This is a genomic window from Microbacterium phoenicis, from assembly GCF_047302325.1.
GTDB lineage: Bacteria > Actinomycetota > Actinomycetes > Actinomycetales > Microbacteriaceae > Microbacterium.
On the sequence record NZ_CP154849.1, the window covers coordinates 1,699,614 to 1,718,762 of the forward strand.

At 69.6% G+C, this 19,149-nt stretch carries 18 protein-coding genes and 1 tRNA gene; 15 read left to right on the forward strand and 4 right to left on the reverse strand.

What is annotated here, in order from left to right; translation table 11 throughout:
* Positions 1–5: 5 nt before the first annotated feature.
* Positions 6–1,160, forward strand: coding sequence for an acyl-CoA dehydrogenase family protein (locus ABCU91_RS08320; protein ID WP_413355391.1), 1,155 nt, complete (start codon positions 6–8; stop codon positions 1,158–1,160).
* A gap of 9 nt (positions 1,161–1,169) precedes the next feature.
* Here ABCU91_RS08320 and ABCU91_RS08325 read toward each other — a convergent pair whose 3' ends face one another.
* Positions 1,170–1,775, reverse strand: a complete 606-nt coding sequence (locus ABCU91_RS08325) for a histidine phosphatase family protein (protein WP_413353373.1) — start codon at positions 1,773–1,775, stop codon at positions 1,170–1,172.
* Positions 1,738–2,649 (reverse strand): Sir2 family NAD-dependent protein deacetylase, encoded by a 912-nt coding sequence (locus ABCU91_RS08330; RefSeq protein WP_406924420.1) that lies wholly within the window; start codon positions 2,647–2,649, stop codon positions 1,738–1,740. Before ABCU91_RS08330 ends, ABCU91_RS08325 begins: the two co-directional genes overlap by 38 nt.
* Positions 2,650–2,751: 102 nt before the next feature.
* On the opposite strand from ABCU91_RS08330, the gene ABCU91_RS08335 reads away from it, so the two are divergent.
* Positions 2,752–3,543 (forward strand): TrmH family RNA methyltransferase, encoded by a 792-nt coding sequence (locus ABCU91_RS08335; protein ID WP_413353374.1) that lies wholly within the window; start codon positions 2,752–2,754, stop codon positions 3,541–3,543.
* Between the two features lie 2 nt (positions 3,544–3,545).
* Here the strand turns inward: ABCU91_RS08335 and ABCU91_RS08340 are convergent, their stop codons facing one another.
* The gene (locus ABCU91_RS08340) at positions 3,546–4,388 is read right to left on the reverse strand and encodes an SGNH/GDSL hydrolase family protein (protein WP_413353375.1); all 843 of its coding nucleotides are present in this window, start codon (positions 4,386–4,388) and stop codon (positions 3,546–3,548) included.
* A 99-nt stretch (positions 4,389–4,487) separates the two neighbouring features.
* On the opposite strand from ABCU91_RS08340, the gene ABCU91_RS08345 reads away from it, so the two are divergent.
* The 5 genes from ABCU91_RS08345 (at position 4,488) to ABCU91_RS08365 (ending at position 9,945) form a co-directional block, all read left to right on the forward strand.
* The gene (locus ABCU91_RS08345) at positions 4,488–6,332 is read left to right on the forward strand and encodes a DEAD/DEAH box helicase (protein WP_413355392.1); all 1,845 of its coding nucleotides are present in this window, start codon (positions 4,488–4,490) and stop codon (positions 6,330–6,332) included.
* Positions 6,333–6,418: 86 nt separating this feature from the next.
* Positions 6,419–7,522 carry a VIT1/CCC1 transporter family protein gene (locus ABCU91_RS08350; RefSeq protein ID WP_413353376.1) on the forward strand — a complete coding sequence of 368 codons (1,104 nt, stop codon included), beginning with the start codon at positions 6,419–6,421 and terminating at the stop codon, positions 7,520–7,522.
* Between the two features lie 105 nt (positions 7,523–7,627).
* Positions 7,628–7,712, forward strand: a tRNA-Leu gene (locus tag ABCU91_RS08355).
* A 91-nt stretch (positions 7,713–7,803) separates the two neighbouring features.
* Positions 7,804–9,102 carry a M20/M25/M40 family metallo-hydrolase gene (locus ABCU91_RS08360; protein WP_413353377.1) on the forward strand — a complete coding sequence of 433 codons (1,299 nt, stop codon included), beginning with the start codon at positions 7,804–7,806 and terminating at the stop codon, positions 9,100–9,102.
* 9 nt (positions 9,103–9,111) lie between these two features.
* On the forward strand, positions 9,112–9,945 hold the full coding sequence (locus ABCU91_RS08365; protein ID WP_406924415.1) for an undecaprenyl-diphosphate phosphatase: 834 nt from the start codon (positions 9,112–9,114) through the stop codon (positions 9,943–9,945).
* An 11-nt stretch (positions 9,946–9,956) separates the two neighbouring features.
* Here ABCU91_RS08365 and ABCU91_RS08370 read toward each other — a convergent pair whose 3' ends face one another.
* Positions 9,957–10,820, reverse strand: a complete 864-nt coding sequence (locus ABCU91_RS08370) for a PAC2 family protein (RefSeq protein WP_406924414.1) — start codon at positions 10,818–10,820, stop codon at positions 9,957–9,959.
* Positions 10,821–10,898: 78 nt separating this feature from the next.
* Between ABCU91_RS08370 and ABCU91_RS08375 the strand changes: the two genes are divergently transcribed.
* The 8 genes from ABCU91_RS08375 (at position 10,899) to ABCU91_RS08410 (ending at position 19,148) form a co-directional block, all read left to right on the forward strand.
* Complete coding sequence (locus tag ABCU91_RS08375; RefSeq protein WP_413353378.1) at positions 10,899–11,579, forward strand: HAD family hydrolase; 681 nt, start codon at positions 10,899–10,901, stop codon at positions 11,577–11,579.
* A complete protein-coding gene (locus ABCU91_RS08380) occupies positions 11,576–12,589 on the forward strand; it encodes a tRNA (adenine-N1)-methyltransferase (RefSeq protein ID WP_413353379.1) in 1,014 nt (337 codons plus the stop codon). The genes ABCU91_RS08375 and ABCU91_RS08380 overlap by 4 nt, the downstream gene beginning before the upstream one ends.
* A 4-nt stretch (positions 12,590–12,593) precedes the next feature.
* A complete protein-coding gene (locus ABCU91_RS08385) occupies positions 12,594–13,559 on the forward strand; it encodes an FKBP-type peptidyl-prolyl cis-trans isomerase (RefSeq protein ID WP_413353380.1) in 966 nt (321 codons plus the stop codon).
* A gap of 44 nt (positions 13,560–13,603) precedes the next feature.
* Entirely contained in the window at positions 13,604–14,602 is a 999-nt protein-coding gene (locus ABCU91_RS08390) for a helix-turn-helix transcriptional regulator (RefSeq protein ID WP_406924410.1), read from the forward strand.
* Positions 14,599–15,558 (forward strand): helix-turn-helix transcriptional regulator, encoded by a 960-nt coding sequence (locus ABCU91_RS08395; protein ID WP_406924409.1) that lies wholly within the window; start codon positions 14,599–14,601, stop codon positions 15,556–15,558. The genes ABCU91_RS08390 and ABCU91_RS08395 overlap by 4 nt, the downstream gene beginning before the upstream one ends.
* A 59-nt stretch (positions 15,559–15,617) precedes the next feature.
* Positions 15,618–15,875 (forward strand): Sec-independent protein translocase subunit TatA, encoded by a 258-nt coding sequence (tatA, locus tag ABCU91_RS08400; protein ID WP_406924408.1) that lies wholly within the window; start codon positions 15,618–15,620, stop codon positions 15,873–15,875.
* 61 nt (positions 15,876–15,936) lie between these two features.
* Positions 15,937–16,692 (forward strand): twin-arginine translocase subunit TatC, encoded by a 756-nt coding sequence (gene tatC / locus ABCU91_RS08405; RefSeq protein WP_413355394.1) that lies wholly within the window; start codon positions 15,937–15,939, stop codon positions 16,690–16,692.
* Positions 16,689–19,148: a DEAD/DEAH box helicase gene (locus ABCU91_RS08410; RefSeq protein ID WP_413353381.1), complete on the forward strand. Its 2,460-nt coding sequence runs from the start codon at positions 16,689–16,691 to the stop codon at positions 19,146–19,148. The genes tatC and ABCU91_RS08410 overlap by 4 nt, the downstream gene beginning before the upstream one ends.
* Position 19,149 lies beyond the last annotated feature (1 nt).

Genomic DNA, 19,149 nt, shown 5'->3' on the forward strand with positions numbered 1-19,149 from the left:
TGCCGATGACGGGATACGACCTCACGGAGGAGCAGGTCGAACTGGCCGGGCTCGTCCGCTCGTTCGCGGACGAGGTGGTCGCGCCGGTCTCGTACGAGGCCGACCGCACCAAGACCCTGCCGATGGACGTCGTCGCGCAGATGGGCGACATGGGGCTGTTCGGACTGCCGTTCCCCGACGAGGTCGGCGGACAGGGCGGCGACTACGTCACCCTCGGGCTCGCGATCGAGGCGCTCGCGCGCGTGGATCAGTCGATCGCCATCACGCTCGAAGCGGGGGTGAGTCTCGGCGCGATGCCGATTTTCCGCTTCGGAACCGACGCGCAGCGCGAGGAGTACCTGCCCGACCTGCTCGCCGGACGCGCGCTCGCCGGGTTCGGGCTGACCGAGCCGGATGCGGGATCGGATGCCGGGGCTACCCGCACGACCGCACGCCTCGACGGCGGCGACTGGGTGATCGACGGCGCGAAGCAGTTCATCACCAACTCGGGCACTTCCATCACCCGCTTCGTGACCGTCACCGCGGTGACGAGCGAGCCGGGTGCGGCGACGCGCGAGGTCTCGACGATCATCGTCCCGCACGGTACGCCGGGGTTCACCGTCGGGCCGGCGTACGACAAGGTCGGCTGGCACGCGAGCGACACGCATCCCCTGGTCTTCACGGGTGCGCGCGTCCCCGAGGCGAATCTGCTCGGCCAGCGCGGGCGCGGGTTTGCGAACTTCCTCCACATCCTCGACGAGGGCCGCATCGCGATCGCCGCGCTCGCCACGGGGGCGGCGGAGGGATGCCTCGAGGCGGCCGTCGACTACGCGAAGAGTCGTGTCGTGTTCGGCGAGACGCTGGGGACGCGCCAGAGCATCCAGTTCATGCTCGCGCGCATGCAGCAGCGCGTCCACGTGTCACGACTCGCCTGGCTGCACGCGGCACGCCTGCGCGACGCGGGACGCCCGTTCAAGACCGAGGCGGCCATCGCGAAGCTCACCTCGAGCGATGCGGCGATGGACAACGCGCGCGACGCGACGCAGATCTTCGGCGGCAACGGGTTCATCAACGAGTACCCCGTCGCGCGGCATTTCCGCGACTCGAAGATCCTCGAAGTGGGGGAGGGGACGACCGAGGTGCAGCTGCTCCTCATCGCCCGGTCGCTCGGGCTCTCCTGAGCCCGAAGTTCAGACGGGCAGCGCCGACGAGGTCAGGAGCGACAGGAGGTCACCCTCGACGCGGAAGGTGTGCGCCGAGCCGTTCGCGAGCTTGTGCCCGGGCTCGGGGAACTCGCCCGCGGATGCGTGGGAGATGACGGTGCGGATGAGCGCGCCGTGCGCAACCGCGATGACGTACGGGTCCTCGGGCGCGACCAGCGCCCGAGCATCGGCCACCGCTTCCTGGATCCCGCGGAGTGCTCGGGTCGTGACCTCCGGCCACGGTTCGGCGCCGGGGACCTCCGCGGTGGCCCACGGCCCCCAGCGATCGAAGAATTCGGTGTCGGTGAGACCCTCGGCATCCCCGTATCCACGTTCCCGCAGCTCCGGGTAGGCACGCGGTTCAGGCAGGTCGAGGATGCCGGCGATGATGCGGGCGGTCTCGCTCGCGCGTGACAAATCGCTCGAGACGATGACCGTCGGGGTCGACCGATCGAGTACTTCGGCGAGGGCGAGGCCAGCCGCGCGGGCCTGCTCCCGTCCGGTGTCGTTAAGCGGGATGTCGGTGGACCCCTGGATTCGGCGGTTGCGGTTCCAATCAGTTTCGCCGTGGCGCACGAGGGTGAGAAGGGTCACCGGACGAGCCTACGACGACGGTGCGGTCCCACCGACCGGCGAGCTCCCGGCCGAGGGCGGTGAGTACCTCGGAGGTACCGGCATCGATCTTGACCGTCGCTCGCGTGTCCCCTCGCGTCTCGCCGCGGTTGACGATCACGACGGGGAGCCGGCGGCGGCGGGCGCGGTCGAGGAGACGGATGCCGGAGTTCACCACGAGCGAGGAGCCGGCGATCAGCAGCGCCGAGCTCGAGCGGACGAGCTGCTCCGCCTCACGGAACTTCTCGAGCGGGATGTACTCCCCGAAGAAGACGACCTCGGGCTTCAGCATCCCGCCGCAGACGGAGCAGTCGGGGATGACGAAACCGTCGCTTGCGCCGGGCAGCACGTCGCCGTCGGGACCGAGTTCGACGTTCTCGGGCACCGTGATCCAGGGGTTGTCGCGCTCGATCCGCACCGCCAGATCGCGGCGGTCGAACACCTGACCGCAGTGCAGGCAGGAGACCCGCCGCATCGTGCCGTGCAGTTCGACGACACGCTTGCTGCCCGCGCGCACGTGCAGGCCGTCGACGTTCTGCGTGATGACGCCCGAAGCGATGCCGGCATGCTCGAGTGCCGCGAGCGCCCGGTGTCCGTCGTTGGGAGCTGCTGCGGCGAACGTCCGCCAGCCGAGATGGCTGCCGACCCAGTAGCGCCGCCGCGACGTGTCGTCGGCGAGGAACTGCTGCGCCGTCATGGGGGTTCGCACGGGAGCGCCCTTGCCGCGGTAGTCCGGGATGCCCGAGTCCGTCGAGACACCGGCGCCCGTTAGGACGGCGACGCGGTGCCCGGCGAGCGCGTCGGCCGCGCGTTCCACGGCAGCCGTCGTCTCGGCATCCAGGTCCAGCACGCTCATGGCCCTCCTCAGGGGATCGAGCCTACGCCGTCGTCGTTTCGCGGAGGTCACGACCGCCGGTGACAGCCCGCCGTGACAGCCCACCCGTGAAAGCATGAGGCCATGACGACGATCCGCATCGACGATCCGTCGGATCCGCGTCTGTCGGACTACCGGGGACTCACCGACACGGCCCTGCGCCGCATCGCCGAACCCGAGGGAGGGCTCTACATCGCCGAATCGGCGAAGGTGATCTCCCGCGCGGTCGGTGCCGGGCACCGGCCGCGGTCCGTGCTCGTGCAGGAGAAGTGGCTCGACGACGTCGCGGTTCTCGCCGGCGACGCGCCGGTGTACGTCGTCCCCGACGTCGTCGCGGAACAGGTCACCGGCTTCGCGGTCCATCGGGGAGCACTCGCCGCCATGCATCGCCCTGAGCAGCCCGCTCCGGCGCTGCTGCTCGACGGTGCGCGGACGGTCGTCGTCCTCGAGGACATCGTCGACCACACCAACGTCGGCGCTGCGTTCCGCGCCGCCGCCGCGCTGGGGGCCGATGCCGTCCTCGTCTCGCCTCGGTGCGGAGACCCGCTCTACCGACGCAGCGTCCGGGTCAGCATGGGGACGGTCTTCCAGGTGCCGTGGGCGCGCCTCCCGGAGTGGGATGCCGCCGCGCCCCTGTTCGCGGCTGCGGGGGTGCACCTGGCGGCGCTGGCGCTGTCGGACGACGCTCTGACGCTCGACGAGTTCGCCGCAGCCCGACCGGAGCGGCTGGCGATCCTCATGGGGTCCGAAGGCGAGGGCTTGTCGGCGTCGGCGCTCGACGCCGCGGATTCAGTCGTCACCATCCCGATGTCGGGCGGTGTCGACTCGCTCAATGTCGCGTCCGCGGCAGCCGTCGCCCTCTGGGCCCTCCGCTGATCTCAGGCGCCGGGCGGCGTCGCCGAGAAGGGCAGCGCCTCAGGGCGCTTGGCCGTGACGTGGTCGCCGGAGGACTGGTGGCGCAGGCGCCGCAGCACCCACGGCACGAAGTGCGTGCGCGCCCACACGAGATCGTTCGCCCGGGCCGCGCGCCACGTGGTCGGCGGCAGAGCCTCGGGCGACATCGGCTGCAGGTCGTTCGGCACGTTGAGCGCGCGGAGCACCATACGCGCGACCTCGTGGTGTCCGAGCGAGTTGTAGTGCAGGCGGTCGTCGTCGAAGAAGCGCATGTCCTGCACCTCTTTCAGCGCCCACTGGTCGGCCACGATGCAGTCGTAGCGGTCGGCGATCGCGCGGATGTTCTCGTTGTAGATCGCGACGCGCCCGCGGATGCCGCGGAAGACCGGCGTAAACTCGGTGTCGATCGCGGTGAAGATCAGCAGCGTCGCGCCCTGCGATGACAGGCGGGCGACGGCATCCTCGAACAGCTCGGCGACGGCATCCGGGTCACCCTGCGGACGGATCACGTCGTTGCCGCCGGCGGAGAGGGTGATCAGGTCGGGCTTCAGCGCGAGCGCGGGCTCGATCTGGGCGTCGACGATCTGGCGGATGAGCTTGCCGCGGATCGCGAGGTTCGCGTAGGCGAAATCATCGACCTGCGAGGACAGCACGGCCGCGACGCGGTCGGCCCAGCCGCAGTGCTCACCCGGGCGATCCAGGTAGGGGTCGCCGATGCCTTCCGTGAAGGAGTCTCCGATCGAGACCAGCCGCCGCCATGGGTGGGCGGTCGCATTCGGGACGTAGGGCGAACGGTTCTCGTCCGGAACCTGGTCGTTCTCGCGCATGGCACCTCCGCATCGAGGCTACCCGGCGGCGCTCCGGTCCTCGATCCCGGCATCTCGATGTCGGGACCGCGATTAGGGTGGATCGACGTGACGAGCGAGATGACGAGTGAAGAGGGGGCGGCCTCGGACGAGCCCCACTTCGGGAGCTTCGCCGCCGAGCACCTCTCTCCCGCCTTCCCGCAGCGAGCGCCGTGGGGCACGGCGCAGAACCTCCGCGCGTGGCAGGCCGAGGCCCTCGAGCAGTACTTCGAGACCGACGGTCCGGACGGGGTCGGCGGGGGCCCGCGCGACTTCCTCGCGGCCGCAACCCCCGGCGCCGGCAAGACGACCTTCGCCCTCCGCCTCGCGAGCGAGCTCATGCGGCGTCGCATCATCGACCGCATCATCGTCGTCGCCCCGACCGAGCATCTGAAGACCCAGTGGGCGGATGCCGCGGCCCGCGTCTCGATCCGCCTCGACCCGCGGTTCAGCAACAAGCACTTCTCGCCGGCGCGGCACTACCACGGGGTCGCCGTCACCTACGCGCAGGTCGCGGTGAAGGCATCCGTCCACGAGCGACTCGTCCTCGACTCGCGCGCCCTGGTGATCCTCGACGAGGTGCACCACGGCGGCGACGCGCTCAGCTGGGGCGACGCGCTCCGCGAGGCGTATGGCCGCGCGACGCGGCGGCTTCTGCTTTCGGGGACCCCGTTCCGCAGCGACACCGCTCCCATTCCGTTCGTCGAGTACCACCCGAATGACAAGGGCATCCGCCTGTCGCGGACGGACTACAACTACGGCTACGGACGCGCCCTCGCGGACGGCGTCGTGCGTCCCGTGCTCTTCCACGTCTACGCCGGGCAGATGAAGTGGCGGACGAAGGCGGGCGACGAGTACGAGGCCCACCTCGGTCAGGACAACACGAAGGACATCAACTCGCAGGCGTGGCGGACGGCGCTCAACCCCGAGGGGGAGTGGATCTCGGCCGTCCTGCGCTCCGCCGACCGCCGTCTCACCGAGGTGAGGCAGGACGTCCCGGATGCCGGGGGCCTCGTCATCGCGACGGATCAGACCGCCGCGCGCGCCTACGCCGCGATCCTCCGCGACATCACGGGGGAGCCGACCACCGTCGTTCTCTCGGACGACAAGGCGGCATCGGGGCGCATCGAGACCTTCGGGCAGTCGACGACCCGGTGGATGGTCGCAGTCCGGATGGTGTCCGAAGGCGTCGACGTCCCGCGGCTCGCGGTCGGGGTCTACGCGACCAGTGCCTCGACCCCGCTGTTCTTCGCGCAGGCCATCGGACGTTTCGTCCGCGCACGACGTCGCGGCGAGGCGGCATCCGTCTTCTTGCCCAACGTGCCCCCGCTGCTCGCCCTCGCGAACGAGATGGAACGCGAGCGCGATCATGCGCTCGATCGCGAGGAGAGCGACGACGACGGCCTCGAAGACTCGCTGCTCGAAGAGGCCGAGCGCGAGGACAAGGCGTCCGACTCGCTCATCGAGGAGGGCAGCTACCAGGCTCTCGGGTCGAGCGCGCACTTCGACCGAGTCCTCTACGACGGCAAGGAGTTCGGTCAGCTCGCCGTGCCCGGGACGCTGGAGGAGGAGGAGTTCCTCGGCATCCCCGGGCTGCTCGAGCCCGAGCACGTGCATGAGCTGCTGATGCAGCGGCAGTCGCGGCAGACCCGCCACCGCCACGCGCGCGAAGCGCAGGAGAAGACGACGGCCGAGGCGACCGGCGAGCCCGAAAATACGCTGCCGCCGGCGCTCCACCGCACGCTCCGAGAGCAGCGGCAGCTCCTCAACAGTCTCGTCGGTCTCTACGCGCGGCAGAGCGGCGAACCCCACGGCGCGGTGCACGCTGAACTCCGGCGAGTGTGCGGCGGACCCGAGGTCGCCCGCGCCACCGTGGCGCAGTTGCAGGCCCGCATCGAGGTCCTGCGCAAGCGCGTCCACTCCTGAGGCGGTCCGCTTCGGATCCCCGAAATGCTGGCAGTTCCGGCTTTCGGGCCGTCTCCTTCCCGTCCGCTGGTTAGCGTGAAAGGGACATGAGCACGATCGACGCCACGCCCCTTCCCGACGCCACCCCGCGAGATCGACGGCGGTGGGCCGCGTACCTCGCCGACGAGCGCGCGGAGGCCCGTGTGTACCGCGAGCTCGCTGCCCGCAAAGACGGGGAGGAGCGCGACATCCTCGAGGCGCTCGCCGACGCCGAGGGGCGTCACGAGGCCCATTGGCTGGGTCTCCTGGGCGGGGAGCCGGCGCGGCTCCCGCGCGCGTCGGTCCGCACCCGCCTGCTGGCCACGATGGCCCGTCGGTTCGGGTCGATCTTCGTCCTGGCTCTCGCGCAGAACGCCGAGAACCGCTCGCCCTATGACGACGACCCCCATGCCACGCCGGCCATGCGCGCCGACGAGAAGATCCACGGCGAGGTCGTCAGGGGGCTCGCAGCCCGAGGCCGCATGCGGCTTTCGGGCACCTTCCGCGCCGCCGTCTTCGGTGCGAACGACGGACTCGTGTCGAACCTCGCGCTGGTGATGGGTATCGGCGCCACTGGGGTCGCACCGCAGTTCGTCCTCTTCAGCGGCATCGCGGGCCTGCTCGCCGGCGCCCTTTCGATGGCGGCGGGGGAGTTCGTCTCGGTCCGCTCCCAGCGAGAGCTGATCGAGGCCACACACCCCAACAACGACACCGACCACGTCCTCCCGGATCTCGACCTCGACGCGAACGAACTCGCGCTCGTCTACCGGACGAGGGGACTGGACGAGGAGGAGGCGCTCGAGCGGGCGCGCCAGGTCGTCGCGACGGCACAGGCGAGCGATCGCGCCGTCCCGTACCGACGCGCCGCAGAGCCGCCCGCCGACCTCGAGTCCGTCGGTTCCGCGTTCGGAGCCGCGGCATCCAGCTTCGCGTTCTTCGCCTCGGGTGCCGTCATCCCGGTCCTGCCCTGGATCTTCGGGCTGTCGGGATTCGCCGCCGTCGCACTGGCCCTCGCCCTCGTGGGGCTGGCGCTGCTCCTGACAGGAGCGACGGTCGGACTGCTCTCGGGCGCGCCGCCGCTGCGCCGCGGTCTGCGCCAGCTCGCGATCGGCTTCGGGGCCGCGGCGATCACGTACCTGCTGGGTCTCCTGTTCGGCGTGTCCGCCGCCTGATCGGGCTTCACGCCTGGCCTGATTATTCGGACCGCTGAGAACGTGCTACTGTCGATCCTCGGTTGCGAAACCGAAATCCCGGAGGAGACAAAGGGAGAAAACTCTGCGCGGGTGGCGGAATAGGTAGACGCGCTAGCTTGAGGTGCTAGTGCCCGAATAGGGCGTGGGGGTTCAAGTCCCCCCTCGCGCACAGAGGAAGAGATGGGTCCCGAAAGGGGCCCATTTCTCGTTTCCGGGGTGGTGGCAGGGTCGGCCCCTTCGCCGCGGGTAGCGTGGGCGGCATGTCCGCTCCCGACGATCTGCCCGAGGTCGCGCGCGTCGCCCGCGATCTGATCCGCTTCGACACGACGAACTACGGCGAAGGACGCGCGAACGGGGAGCGCGAGGCCGCCGAGTACGTCGGCGCCTACCTCGAGTCGCTCGGGCTGGTCCCCGAGTACTACGAGCCGATCCCACGGCGCACGAACGTGGTCGCACGGGTGCCCGGACGCAACCCCGACAAGCCCGCGCTCATCCTGCACGGCCACCTCGACGTCGTCCCCGCGGTGGCGGCCGACTGGAGCGTCGACCCTTTCGAGGGCGTCGTGAAGGACGGGATGCTGTGGGGCCGCGGCGCCGTCGACATGAAGGACATGAACGCCATGATCCTCACCTCGGTCGCCGACCTGCTGCGCGCGGGTGAGCGCCCCGAGCGGGACCTCATCCTCGCCTTCTTCGCCGATGAGGAGAACGGCGGCGTCGAAGGCTCCCAGCTGGTCGTCCGAGACCGTGCGGAGTGGTTCGCCGGTGCGACCGAAGCGATCAGCGAGGTCGGCGGCTATTCGATCGCCGTGGGGGATGAGCGCGCCTACTTGCTGCAGGTGGGTGAGAAGGCGCTCATCTGGATCCGGCTCCACGCCACGGGGCAGGCCGGCCACGGCAGTCGCCATCACCCCGACAACGCGGTGACCCGCCTCGCCGAGGCGGTCTCGGCCCTCGGCCGTACGGGGTGGCCGATCGAACTCACCTCGACGACGCGCCAGCTCGTCGGATCGCTCGCCGATCTCTCGGGGACCCTGGCCGACGATCCCGACGCCGTCGCCGATACGGCGGGCGCGGCATCCGCGTTCCTGCGCTCCACCTTCCGCACCACCACGAACCCGACCGGTCTGACCGCCGGGTACAAGCACAACGTGATCCCGGATGCCGCGACCGCCGCGATCGACATCCGCACGCTGCTGGGGCACGAGGACGAGGTCCTCGCTCAGGTGCAGCGGATCGTCGGCGACGACATCCGCATCGAGGTCGTCCACCGCGACATCGGGCTCGAGGTGCCCTTCGCCGGAGACCTCGTCGACGCGATGGTCGGCGCGCTGGGGCGCCACGATCCCGGAATCCCGGTCATCCCGTACCTTATGGGAGGAGGGACCGACAACAAGGCCCTCGCCGAGCTCGGCATCGCCGGGTTCGGGTTCGCACCGCTGCGACTGCCCGCCGACCTCGACTTCACGGGGATGTTCCACGGTGTCGACGAACGCGTCCCGATCGACGCGCTCGTCTTCGGGCAGCGCGTGCTCACCGATCTGATCCGCACGTACTGAAAGGCCCCCATGTCGATCCTCGACGCCATCATCCTGGGCATCGTCCAGGGCCTGACAGAGTTCCTCCCGATCTCCTCGAGCGCTCACCTGCGCATCGTGGGGGAGTTCCTCCCCAACGCGCAGGACCCAGGTGCGACCTTCACCGCCATCACGCAGATCGGCACGGAGCTCGCGGTCCTGGTCTACTTCTGGAACCGCATCATGAGGATCATCGCCGCGTGGGCGAAGTCGCTCACCGGCCGCGTGCCCCGCAACGACCCCGACGCCCGCATGGGTTGGATCGTCATCATCGGCACGATCCCGATCGGCGTGCTCGGCTTCCTCTTCCAGGACGTGATCCGCGACACGTTCCGGAACCTCTGGCTCGTGGCGATCGTGCTGATCGTCTTCGGAATCATCCTCGGCGTCGCCGATGCGCTCGGAAAGCGCGTCCGCACCGAGAAGGACCTCACGGTCGGTCACGGCCTCACCCTCGGCATCGCCCAGTCGTTGGCCCTCGTCCCGGGCGTCTCGCGCTCGGGAGCCACCACGACGGCTGCGCTCGCGATGGGCTACACGCGTCCCGCAGCGGCCGAGGTCGCGTTCCTGCTCGCGGTTCCCGCCGTCTTCGGCAGCGGCCTGTACGAGCTCCTGCAGGCGATCCGCGAGCCCGGTCAGTCGCCGTTCACCCTCGGCGAGACCGCGATCGCCACCGTGGTCTCGTTCGGCGTCGGCCTCGTCGTCATCGCCTACCTGATGCGCTACCTCAAGCGCGGCAGCTTCCTGCCGTTCGTGCTGTACCGCGTCATCCTCGGCGTCGTGCTGCTCATCCTGCTCGCCTTCGGAGTGCTGCAGGCGTACTGAGCGCCGGAGCGTCAGCGGCGGGGGTCGTCCTTCGGCCCGCGCGGCCCGTCGCCGCGACGGCGCAGATAGCGCTCGAACTCCTGTGCGATCGCGTCTCCGGATGCCTCGGGGGAGTCCCATGCGTCGCGCGCGGTCTCGAGCTGCCGGATGTACTCCGTCATCTCCTCGTCGTCGGCGGCGGCGGCATCCACCGACGCCTCCCACGCGAGCGCGTCCGCGGGCAAAGCACCCCGGGTGATCGTGGCGCCGGTGATCTCCTCGAGCTTGTCGAGGAGCGCCAGCGTCGCCTTGGGCGAGGGCGTGTGCCCGGCGACGTAGTGGGGGATGCTGGCCCAGAGGCCCGCCGTCGGGATGCCGGCGGCCTCACCGGCCGCGGCGAGAGCCGACAGGATGCCGACCGGTCCCTCATAGGTCGATCGCTCGAGTCCGAGCGACGAGCGGAGTTCCTCGTTCTCGGATCCGGCGAACACCGAGATCGGGCGGGTGTGGGGGACGTCGCTCATCATCGAGCCGAGCGCGACGATGCCGGTGATGTCCTCCCTCAAGGCGGCATCGATGAACTCGGCCGAGAACGCCTGCCAGGCGCGCGCCGGCTCCGTACCGGTGAGGAGCCAGAGGTCGGGTCCGTCCTCGCGGGGAGTCACCGGACGCCACAGCGTCGCGTCGGGCCACACCAGGCGACGGGAGCCGTCGGCATCCAGCTGCATCTGCGGCCGCGTGTACTGGTAGTCGAAGTACAGCTCGGGGTCGACGCCGAACACCTTCTCGAACGTCCCCGCCGTACGCAGCTGCGAGGCCGCAGCGGTCGCCGCCTCTCCGGCATCGTTCCAGCCGTCGACGGCGATCACGAGCACCCGCTGTCCCAGTCCCTGCACGGACGTCCTCTCTGTCGGTACCCCCACGATACGCCGCCGTCCCCGGGGCGGGCGGATGCGCTCGCGTAGCATTGACCGGTGACTTCCCCCCTCCCCGCCGCGGTCCTCTGGGACATGGACGGCACCCTCGTCGACACCGAGCCCTACTGGATGGCCGCCGAGACCCCGCTCGTGGAGCGGTTCGGCGGTACCTGGACCCACGAAGACGCTCTCGAGATGGTGGGACTCGGCCTCGACGACGCCGCCCGCATCCTGCAGGGCGCCGGCGTCCGCATGGAGGTCGACGAGATCGTCGCCCACCTGACCGACGAGGTCATGCGTCAGCTGCGCGAGGAGGGCGTGCCCTTCCGTCCCGGCGCGCGCGCACTCCTCCGCGAACTGCGGGATGCCGGTATCCCGACCGCGCTCGTCACGATGTCGATGAGCCGGATGGCACGGAGCATCACCGAGCTCATCGACTTCGAGGCCTTCGACGTCGTCATCGGGGGCGACGACGTCACGCGCCCCAAACCGCATCCGGACCCCTACCTCCAGGCGTGCGAGGCGCTGGGGGTGGACCCCGTCGACACCGTCGCGTTCGAGGATTCGATCACGGGCGCTCGTTCGGCCGTCGCGGCCGGGACGGTGACCGTCGGCATCCCGCACATGGTCTCTCTCGACGAGGTCGGCGCTCACGAGCTCTGGCCGACCCTCGAAGGCCGGACGGTGGCCGACGTCGCCGCGGTGCTGACCCGCGTGCGTCAGGGGGTCGGCGCATGAGCGCGGACCTGCGCCCGAGCGGTCCATTCCGCATCGGCGACCGCGTTCAGCTGACGGGCCCCAAGGGTCGCCTGCACACCGTCACCCTCCGCGAGGGCGGTGAGCTGCACACGCACCACGGCGTGCTCCGCCACGAGGGGATCATCGGTCAGCCCGACGGATCGGTCGTGGTCAACAGCGGCGGTCACGAGTATCTGGCCCTGCGGCCTCTGCTCCGTGACTTCGTCATGTCGATGCCCCGCGGTGCCGCCATCGTCTACCCGAAGGATGCCGCGCAGATCCTCGCCTCGGCCGACATCTTCCCCGGCGCCACCGTCGTCGAGGCCGGGGTCGGGTCGGGCGCCCTCTCATTGTGGCTGCTCCGCGCGATCGGTCCCGAGGGGCGCCTGCTCTCGTTCGAGCGCCGCGAGGAGTTCTCCGAGGTCGCCGAGGCGAACGTCGAGACCTTCCTCGGGCACTACCCCGAGTCGTGGCAAGTCGTCGTCGGCGACTTGGGGGACAAGCTTCCCGAGGTCACCGAACCCGGCAGCGTCGACCGCGTCGTGCTCGACATGCTCGCTCCGTGGGAGTGCATCGACGTCGTCGCCGAGGCGCTGACCCCCGGCGGCGTCGTCCTCTGCTACATCGCGACGGCGACGCAGCTCAGCCGGGTCGCGGAGTACATCCGCCACTCGGGTCTGTTCACCGAGCCCGAGGCGACCGAGACGATGGTGCGCGGATGGCACGTCGAAGGACTCGCCGTCCGGCCCGACCACCGGATGGTCGCCCACACCGGTTTCCTCCTCACAGCGCGCCGTCTCGCCCCCGGTGCGATGCCGCCCGATGTCCGCAAACGGGCGCTGAAGAAGCCGTCCTACGCGGACGAGGATGTCGAGGCGTGGACGCCCGGCGCCGTCGGCGATCGCGAGATCACCGACAAGAACCTCCGCAAGCGGGTCCGCGATGCGCAGAAGGCCGTCGAGGGGGCGCGGCACGCTGCCGAGGATCGCTCCGGCGAGACCGTAGACTGAACGAATGCGTCAGATCCCCGCTGCCGTGGCCGTTATCGGCCTGACCGCCCTGGCCCTCGTCGGGTGCGCCCCGTCCGGCCCCGCCGACAGCGGATGCGAGCGCGTGACCGCTCCCGCCTCCTCGCTCGACCTCGTCGACGTCTCGGGTGCGCAGGGGGCGCCGACGGCCAAGACGACCGATCCGGTCTACGTCACGAAGACCTCGTACACCGACCTCGCCACGGGCAAGGGAACGCCGATCACGACAGACAAGCAGGACGTGCAGCTGGGCATCACCCTTCTCAACGGCGCCACCGGTCAGACCGTGCTGTCCGCGCCGTCGCGACTGATCCAGCTCAGCGTGCTCGAACAGACCTTCCCGACCATCGCGAAGGCGCTCGACTGCACCCGACCCGGCGCCCGCGTCGTCTCGGCGATCCCGGCGAGGGACCTCGAACCGTCTCTCGTGAGCCAGATCGGTCTCACCGAGGGTCAGGCCGCCGTCCTCGTCGTCGACGTGAACACCGTCTTCCTCCCGGCTGCCAACGGGGTCCCGCAGTACGTCGACGGCAGCAACATCCCCACCGTGGTCCTCGCCCCCGACGGCACGCCCGGCGTCATCGTGCCCGACGCCGCGCCGCCGAAGGATCTGGTCGTCAAGACGCTGAAGAAGGGCGACGGCGAGAAGATCACCGCCGATTCGACTCCGCGTCTGCACTACACGGGTGTCCTCTGGAAAACCGGAGAGGTGTTCGATTCGACGTGGGAGAAGGGCACGCCCGTCACCCTGTCGATGACGAACGTCGTCAAGGGTTTCGCCGACGCGCTCGAGGGCCAGACCGTCGGATCGCAGGTTCTCGTGGTCATCCCGCCGAGCCTCGGCTACGGCGACAAGGAATCGGGAAGCATCCCGGCGGACTCGACTCTCGTGTTCGTAATCGACGTGCTCGGGATCGACACCAGCGAGGACGCCCAGAGCGCGACACAGTGAGTCGGGGCGGGGCCGCCGGGCGTCTCCGCGCCTAGGATTGCGATGTGTCCACCGAACCGATCCGCAGCGCGCCCGAGGAACGTCTCGTCAACCTCGTCGTCGCCCTGCTGGCCACGGATCAGGGCCTGACGAAGGACACGATCCTCTCCTCGGTCTCGGGGTACCGGGAGCAGGGATCGGCCGGTGCGTCGAAGGACGCCCTCGAGAAGATGTTCGAACGAGACAAAGACAGTCTCCGTTCTCTCGGTGTGCCCATCGAGACCATCGGCGACTACGCCGACCCCGATGATCTGCGCGAGGCCAGATACCGGGTCCCCACGGCGGAGTACTCGCTCCCCGTCGACATCGACTTCACGCCGGCCGAGATCGCCGTCCTGAACCTCGCCAGCGGTGTCTGGGGGGAGACGTCCATGTCGGCGTCGGCGCGCAGCGGTCTGCGCAAGATCCAGGCGCTCGGCATCGAGGTCGATGCGCCGATCATCGGATACGCGCCCCGCATCAGTCTGCGCGAACCCTCCTTCGCTCCGCTGCAGCGGGCCATCGAGCAGGCGCGCGTCGTCGAGTTCGACTACATCAAGGGTGGTTCGGATGCCGCCCACCGTCGGCGCGTGCAGCCGTGGGCGCTCGTCGAGTACGACGGCCGCTGGCACGTCTACGGCTTCGATATGCTGCAGGACGCCGAGCGGACCTTCCTTCTCTCCCGCATCGCATCGGACGTCGTCGTGACGCGGACGTCCTTCGACCTGGCGCTCCGAGAAGGCGCGGGGGAGAAGGCGCTCTCGGGTCTCCGGGCGGTCGCCGACAGGCAGCGGGCGCGACTTCAGGTGGAGCCCGGCACCGAAGCGGTCCTGCGGCTGCATCGACGGTCTGTCGGCGAAGACGACACGGGATGCCTCGTCCCCTACGTCGACGCTCAGATCTTCGCCGACGAACTCGCGTCCTACGGTCCGGAGGTGCGCGTGATCGATCCGCCCGACCTCGCCGAACTGGTGGCGACCCGTCTGCGTCGCGCGCGTGACCTGCACACGGAGGCGGCCGGATGAGGGCGCAACCGCTGGTCGCGACCGATCGCGCCTCCCTCATCCTCCAGCTCGTCCCGTACCTGATCTCCAAGGGCGAGGTCACCGTTGTCGAGGCGGCGCGCGACTTCGATGTGGAACCCGACGAGATGCGCTCGATGGTCGAGAAGCTCACCGTCATCGGGCTTCCCGGGGACGGCGGATTCTGGCAGATGGCCAACGACCTCTTCGACATCGATTGGGACCTGCTCGACGAGCAGGACACCATCTCGATCACGAATGCCGTCGGCCTCGAGCGGACCCCGCGACTCACGGCTCGCGAGGCGGCCGCGTTGCTCGCCGGCCTGCAGATGGCCGCGAGTCTGCCGGGCGTCGGCGACAGTGGCGTGGTCCAGGGGCTTCTGGCGAAGCTCGCCGCGGGAGCATCGAGTGCGCCGGCGGAGGTCATCGTCGCGACACCGGTCGTGGACGACGTGCGGACGACCGTCGCGGAGGCGGTGCAGCGAGGAGTGGCCGTGTCGTTCGCGTATCGCGCCCCGGACGCGCCGGTGACCACGCGCACCGTCGACCCCGTCAAGGTCCACATCGCCGACGGTCAGTGGTACCTCCAGGGGTGGTGTCACTTGCGCCAGGCGGTGCGCACCTTCCACCTCGACCGGGTGTCGGACGTGGTGCTGACCGACATCTCGAGCACTCACCAGTCCGACGCCCTCCCCGGGCTGTTCGAGCCGGGCGAGACCGACGTGGTCGTCGAGCTCCGGTGCCGCAAGGACGTCGTACCCCTCCTCGGCGAGTTCGCGGCTCGTGCCGTCGTGCGGGGCAAGGGCGAGTTCCGCACCGTGAGCCTGCGGGTCGGCGACGAGCGGAGCCTCAAGCGGCTCGCAGCGCGGCTCGGCGGCGACGTCGAGGTCGTCTCACCGGCCGACGCCCGGGAGGCGGCGCGCGCCTGGGCGGATACCGGGCTCGCCCAGTACACCTGAGGGTCTCTGTTCACCTGGGGCGGTTAGACTGAACCGACACCCCAACCCGAGGAGCTTTCATGGGCGGCTTGCAAGGATGGCACCTGATCGTCGTTCTGGTGGTGATCCTGCTCCTGTTCGGAGCGGCGAAGCTGCCTGCCCTCGCGAAGAGCGTCGGCCAGTCCGCCCGAGTGTTCAAGGGTGAGATGAAGGCGATGAAGGAAGAGGACGGTCCGGCCGAGACGCCGAACCACCAGCAGCCTCAGGCGCCGACGTCCGTCACCGGGCTGACGCCTCCGCCCGCGCAGGGCCCATCGCAGGGCCCCAGCTCTTCCTGAGGCGGTGACGACCACCGAACGGGACGCCGCGACAGGCGACGCCCCGCGCCGGGACAAGCGGATGTCGCTGGGCGATCATCTTCGTGAGTTCCGCAAACGTCTGATCATCGCCGCCATCGCGATCGTCGCGGGTATGGTCGTCTCCTTCACCCTCGGCGACGCGATCATCTGGGCGATCACGGAGCCGATCCGCGTCGTGGCGGAGAGGCGCGGCGACGAGAACGCTGTGACCCTCATGTTTGCGACGGTCACGTCCGCCTTCGATCTCCGCATCCGCATCGCCTTCGCCGTCGGCATCCTGATCTCCGCACCGGTCTGGTTGTGGCAGATCTGGGCGTTCCTCATGCCGGGACTGACCCGCAAGGAGATCCGGTACACGATCGGTTTCGTCGCCGCGGCCGTACCGCTGTTCTTCGCCGGCGCGTTCACGGGATGGCTCATCCTTCCGCACCTCGTGGAACTCATGGCCGGGTTCACCCCCGACGAGGCGTCGAACTTCTATGACGCGAAGTACTACTACGACTTCGTCTTCAAGCTCCTGATCGTCGTCGGAGTCTCGTATGTGACGCCCGTCTTCCTGGTCGCCCTGAACCTGTCGGGAGTCATGACGGGGAAGGAGATCATGAAGGGGTGGCGCGTGGCGATCGTCATCGCGACGGTGTTCGCCGGCGCGGCCACGCCGGCCGCGGACGTCGTCAGCATGCTCATCCTCGCCGGCATCCTCACTCTGCTGTTCTTCGCTGCTGCCGGTCTGTCGATGCTGTTCGACCGCCGCAAGAGCAAGCGCGAGGCTGCACTCCTCGGTTCCATCGCATGACGGACTTCGCCGCTCGATACGCACGCGCGCAGTCCGGCCGTCGGCATCCGATCTCGGCGGCGTTCGCCGAGATGCAACGGTTCGATCTCGACCCGTTCCAGATCGTGGGATGCCAGGCACTCGAGGGCGGCAGCAGTGTGCTCGTCGCCGCGCCCACAGGGGCGGGGAAGACGATCGTCGGTGAGTTCGCGATCCACCTCGCGATGCGCGAGCCGGGCGACAAGGCGTTCTACACGACGCCCATGAAGGCCCTGTCGAACCAGAAGTTCCGGGAGCTGCAGGAGGTCTACGGCGCGGACGAGGTCGGCCTGCTCACCGGCGACACGAACATCAACGGGAACGCGCGCGTGGTCGTGATGACGACCGAGGTCCTCCGCAACATGCTGTACGCGGATTCGCCGGCACTCCGGGGCCTGCGCTACGTCGTGATGGACGAGGTCCACTACCTCGCCGACCGGTTCCGTGGACCCGTGTGGGAAGAGGTGATCCTCCACCTTCCGCCGGCGGTGCGGCTCGTGTCGTTGTCCGCGACCGTGTCGAACGCCGAGGAGTTCGGCGACTGGCTCGATACGGTGCGGGGTGACACCGAGGTCATCGTGTCCGAGACGAGGCCGGTGCCGCTCGAGCAGCATGTCCTCGTTCGCGGCGATCTGCTTCCGCTTTTCGATGATCGCGCGGGCGTAGCCACCGCTCAGGTAAACCAGGAGCTGACGCGCATCCGATCGCCGAAGGGCGCCACCTACGAGAACAACCGACGGGCGATGGAGTACCGGTCGCGCGGCGACCAGGAGCGGCGCAGGCCTCACCGCGGCGGCAAGCGCCCCGTGCGTCCGTCCACAGCGGCGCGCATCGAGCGGATGGATCGCCCGCAGATCGTGGAGCTCCTCGGGCGCTCGAATCTTCTTCCGGCGATCTTCTTCATCTTCAGCCGGGTCGGGTGCGACGCCGCGGTGCAGCAGGTGCGCCGCGCGGGCGTCCGTCTGACCGACACCGCAGAGCGCGACGAGATCCGCGCCATCATCGACGAACGGCTCCAACCGCTGCAGGACGAGGACCTCGCCGTCCTCGGCTACTGGGAGTGGCGCGAGAACCTGGAACGCGGCGTCGCTGCGCACCACGCGGGCATGCTGCCGGCGTTCAAGGAGGTCGTCGAGGAGCTCTTCCGCCGCAAGCTCGTCAAGGTCGTCTTCGCGACCGAGACTCTCGCCCTCGGCATCAATATGCCCGCTCGCACGGTCGTCCTCGAGAAGCTCGAGAAGTTCAACGGCGAGGCGCGCGTCGCCATCACCTCGGGCGAGTACACGCAGCTGACGGGTCGTGCCGGCCGACGCGGCATCGACGTCGAGGGCCACGCGGTCGTCCAGTGGACCGAGTCCCTCGACCCGCAAGCCGTCGCCGCGCTCGCGTCGCGACGGACCTATCCGTTGAATTCGAGCTTCCGCCCGACGTACAACATGGCCGTCAACCTGATCGACCAGTTCGGTCGGGAGCGCGCCCGCGAGATCCTCGAGTCCTCGTTCGCCCAGTTCCAGGCGGACCGCGCCGTCGTCGGTCTCGCCCGTCAGGTGAAGGATGCCGAGGCCTCCCTCGCGGGCTACGAGAAGTCGATGACGTGCGATCGGGGAGACTTCGCCGAGTACTCCGGCATCCGGCGGGATCTGAGCGACGCTGAGAAGCTCAACAGAGCCGACCGCGCCGCCCCCGCGCGCATCCGGCAGCAGCACCAGAACGAGATCCAATCGCTCCGGCGTCGCATGCAGCGGCATCCCTGTCATTCCTGCCCCGACCGCGAGAATCACGCCCGCTGGGCGGAGCGGTACTGGAAGCTGCGGCGCCGCACGGATCGCACGCGACGCGACATCGAGACCCGCACCGGCACCGTCGCGCGGATCTTCGACCGCATCATCGACGTTCTCGCCGAGCTGAACTACGTCGCCTTCGACGACGGCGCCGCGGCTCTGACGGCCGCCGGGCGGACGATGCGCCGCATCTACGGGGAGCGCGACCTGCTCGTCGCGGAGTCGCTCCGGAGGGGGCTGTGGCGCGACCTCGACCCTGCGGGTCTCGCCGCCCTCGCCTCGTGTCTCGTGTACGAGCCGCGCCGCGACGAGGCGGGGGAGTTCCGGCTGCCGCGCGGACCGTTCCGCGAGGCGCTGTCGAAGACGCAGGATCTGTGGAGCCGTCTCGACGACCTCGAGCAGGAGCACCACCTGCCGGGGACCGAGCCCCTCGCAACGGGACTGGCGCAGCCGATGAACTCCTGGGCCCGAGGCGCGTCTCTCGACGTCGTCCTCACCGAGGCCGACATGGCGGCCGGCGACTTCGTGCGCTGGACGAAGCAGACCATCGACCTGCTCGACCAGCTGTCGATCGTCGCGGATGCCGACGTCGCGGTGACGGCTCGGAAGGCTTTGGATGCCGTCCGGCGGGGGATCGTCGCCTACAGCTCTGTGTGAG

What these genes read in the sequence shown, in the direction of transcription:
- ABCU91_RS08360 (WP_413353377.1), top strand. Translation starts at nt 7,804, where the DNA reads ATGTCCGCTCCCGACGATCTGCCCGAGGTCGCGCGCGTCGCCCGCGAT.
- ABCU91_RS08335 (WP_413353374.1), top strand. Translation starts at nt 2,752, where the DNA reads ATGACGACGATCCGCATCGACGATCCGTCGGATCCGCGTCTGTCGGAC.
- ABCU91_RS08385 (WP_413353380.1), top strand. Translation starts at nt 12,594, where the DNA reads ATGCGTCAGATCCCCGCTGCCGTGGCCGTTATCGGCCTGACCGCCCTG.
- ABCU91_RS08365 (WP_406924415.1), top strand. Translation starts at nt 9,112, where the DNA reads ATGTCGATCCTCGACGCCATCATCCTGGGCATCGTCCAGGGCCTGACA.
- ABCU91_RS08345 (WP_413355392.1), top strand. Translation starts at nt 4,488, where the DNA reads ATGACGAGTGAAGAGGGGGCGGCCTCGGACGAGCCCCACTTCGGGAGC.
- ABCU91_RS08320 (WP_413355391.1), top strand. Translation starts at nt 6, where the DNA reads ATGACGGGATACGACCTCACGGAGGAGCAGGTCGAACTGGCCGGGCTC.
- ABCU91_RS08410 (WP_413353381.1), top strand. Translation starts at nt 16,689, where the DNA reads ATGACGGACTTCGCCGCTCGATACGCACGCGCGCAGTCCGGCCGTCGG.
- ABCU91_RS08350 (WP_413353376.1), top strand. Translation starts at nt 6,419, where the DNA reads ATGAGCACGATCGACGCCACGCCCCTTCCCGACGCCACCCCGCGAGAT.
- tatA (WP_406924408.1), top strand. Translation starts at nt 15,618, where the DNA reads ATGGGCGGCTTGCAAGGATGGCACCTGATCGTCGTTCTGGTGGTGATC.
- tatC (WP_413355394.1), top strand. Translation starts at nt 15,937, where the DNA reads ATGTCGCTGGGCGATCATCTTCGTGAGTTCCGCAAACGTCTGATCATC.
- ABCU91_RS08330 (WP_406924420.1), bottom strand. Translation starts at nt 2,649, where the DNA reads ATGAGCGTGCTGGACCTGGATGCCGAGACGACGGCTGCCGTGGAACGC.
- ABCU91_RS08380 (WP_413353379.1), top strand. Translation starts at nt 11,576, where the DNA reads ATGAGCGCGGACCTGCGCCCGAGCGGTCCATTCCGCATCGGCGACCGC.
- ABCU91_RS08340 (WP_413353375.1), bottom strand. Translation starts at nt 4,388, where the DNA reads ATGCGCGAGAACGACCAGGTTCCGGACGAGAACCGTTCGCCCTACGTC.
- ABCU91_RS08395 (WP_406924409.1), top strand. Translation starts at nt 14,599, where the DNA reads ATGAGGGCGCAACCGCTGGTCGCGACCGATCGCGCCTCCCTCATCCTC.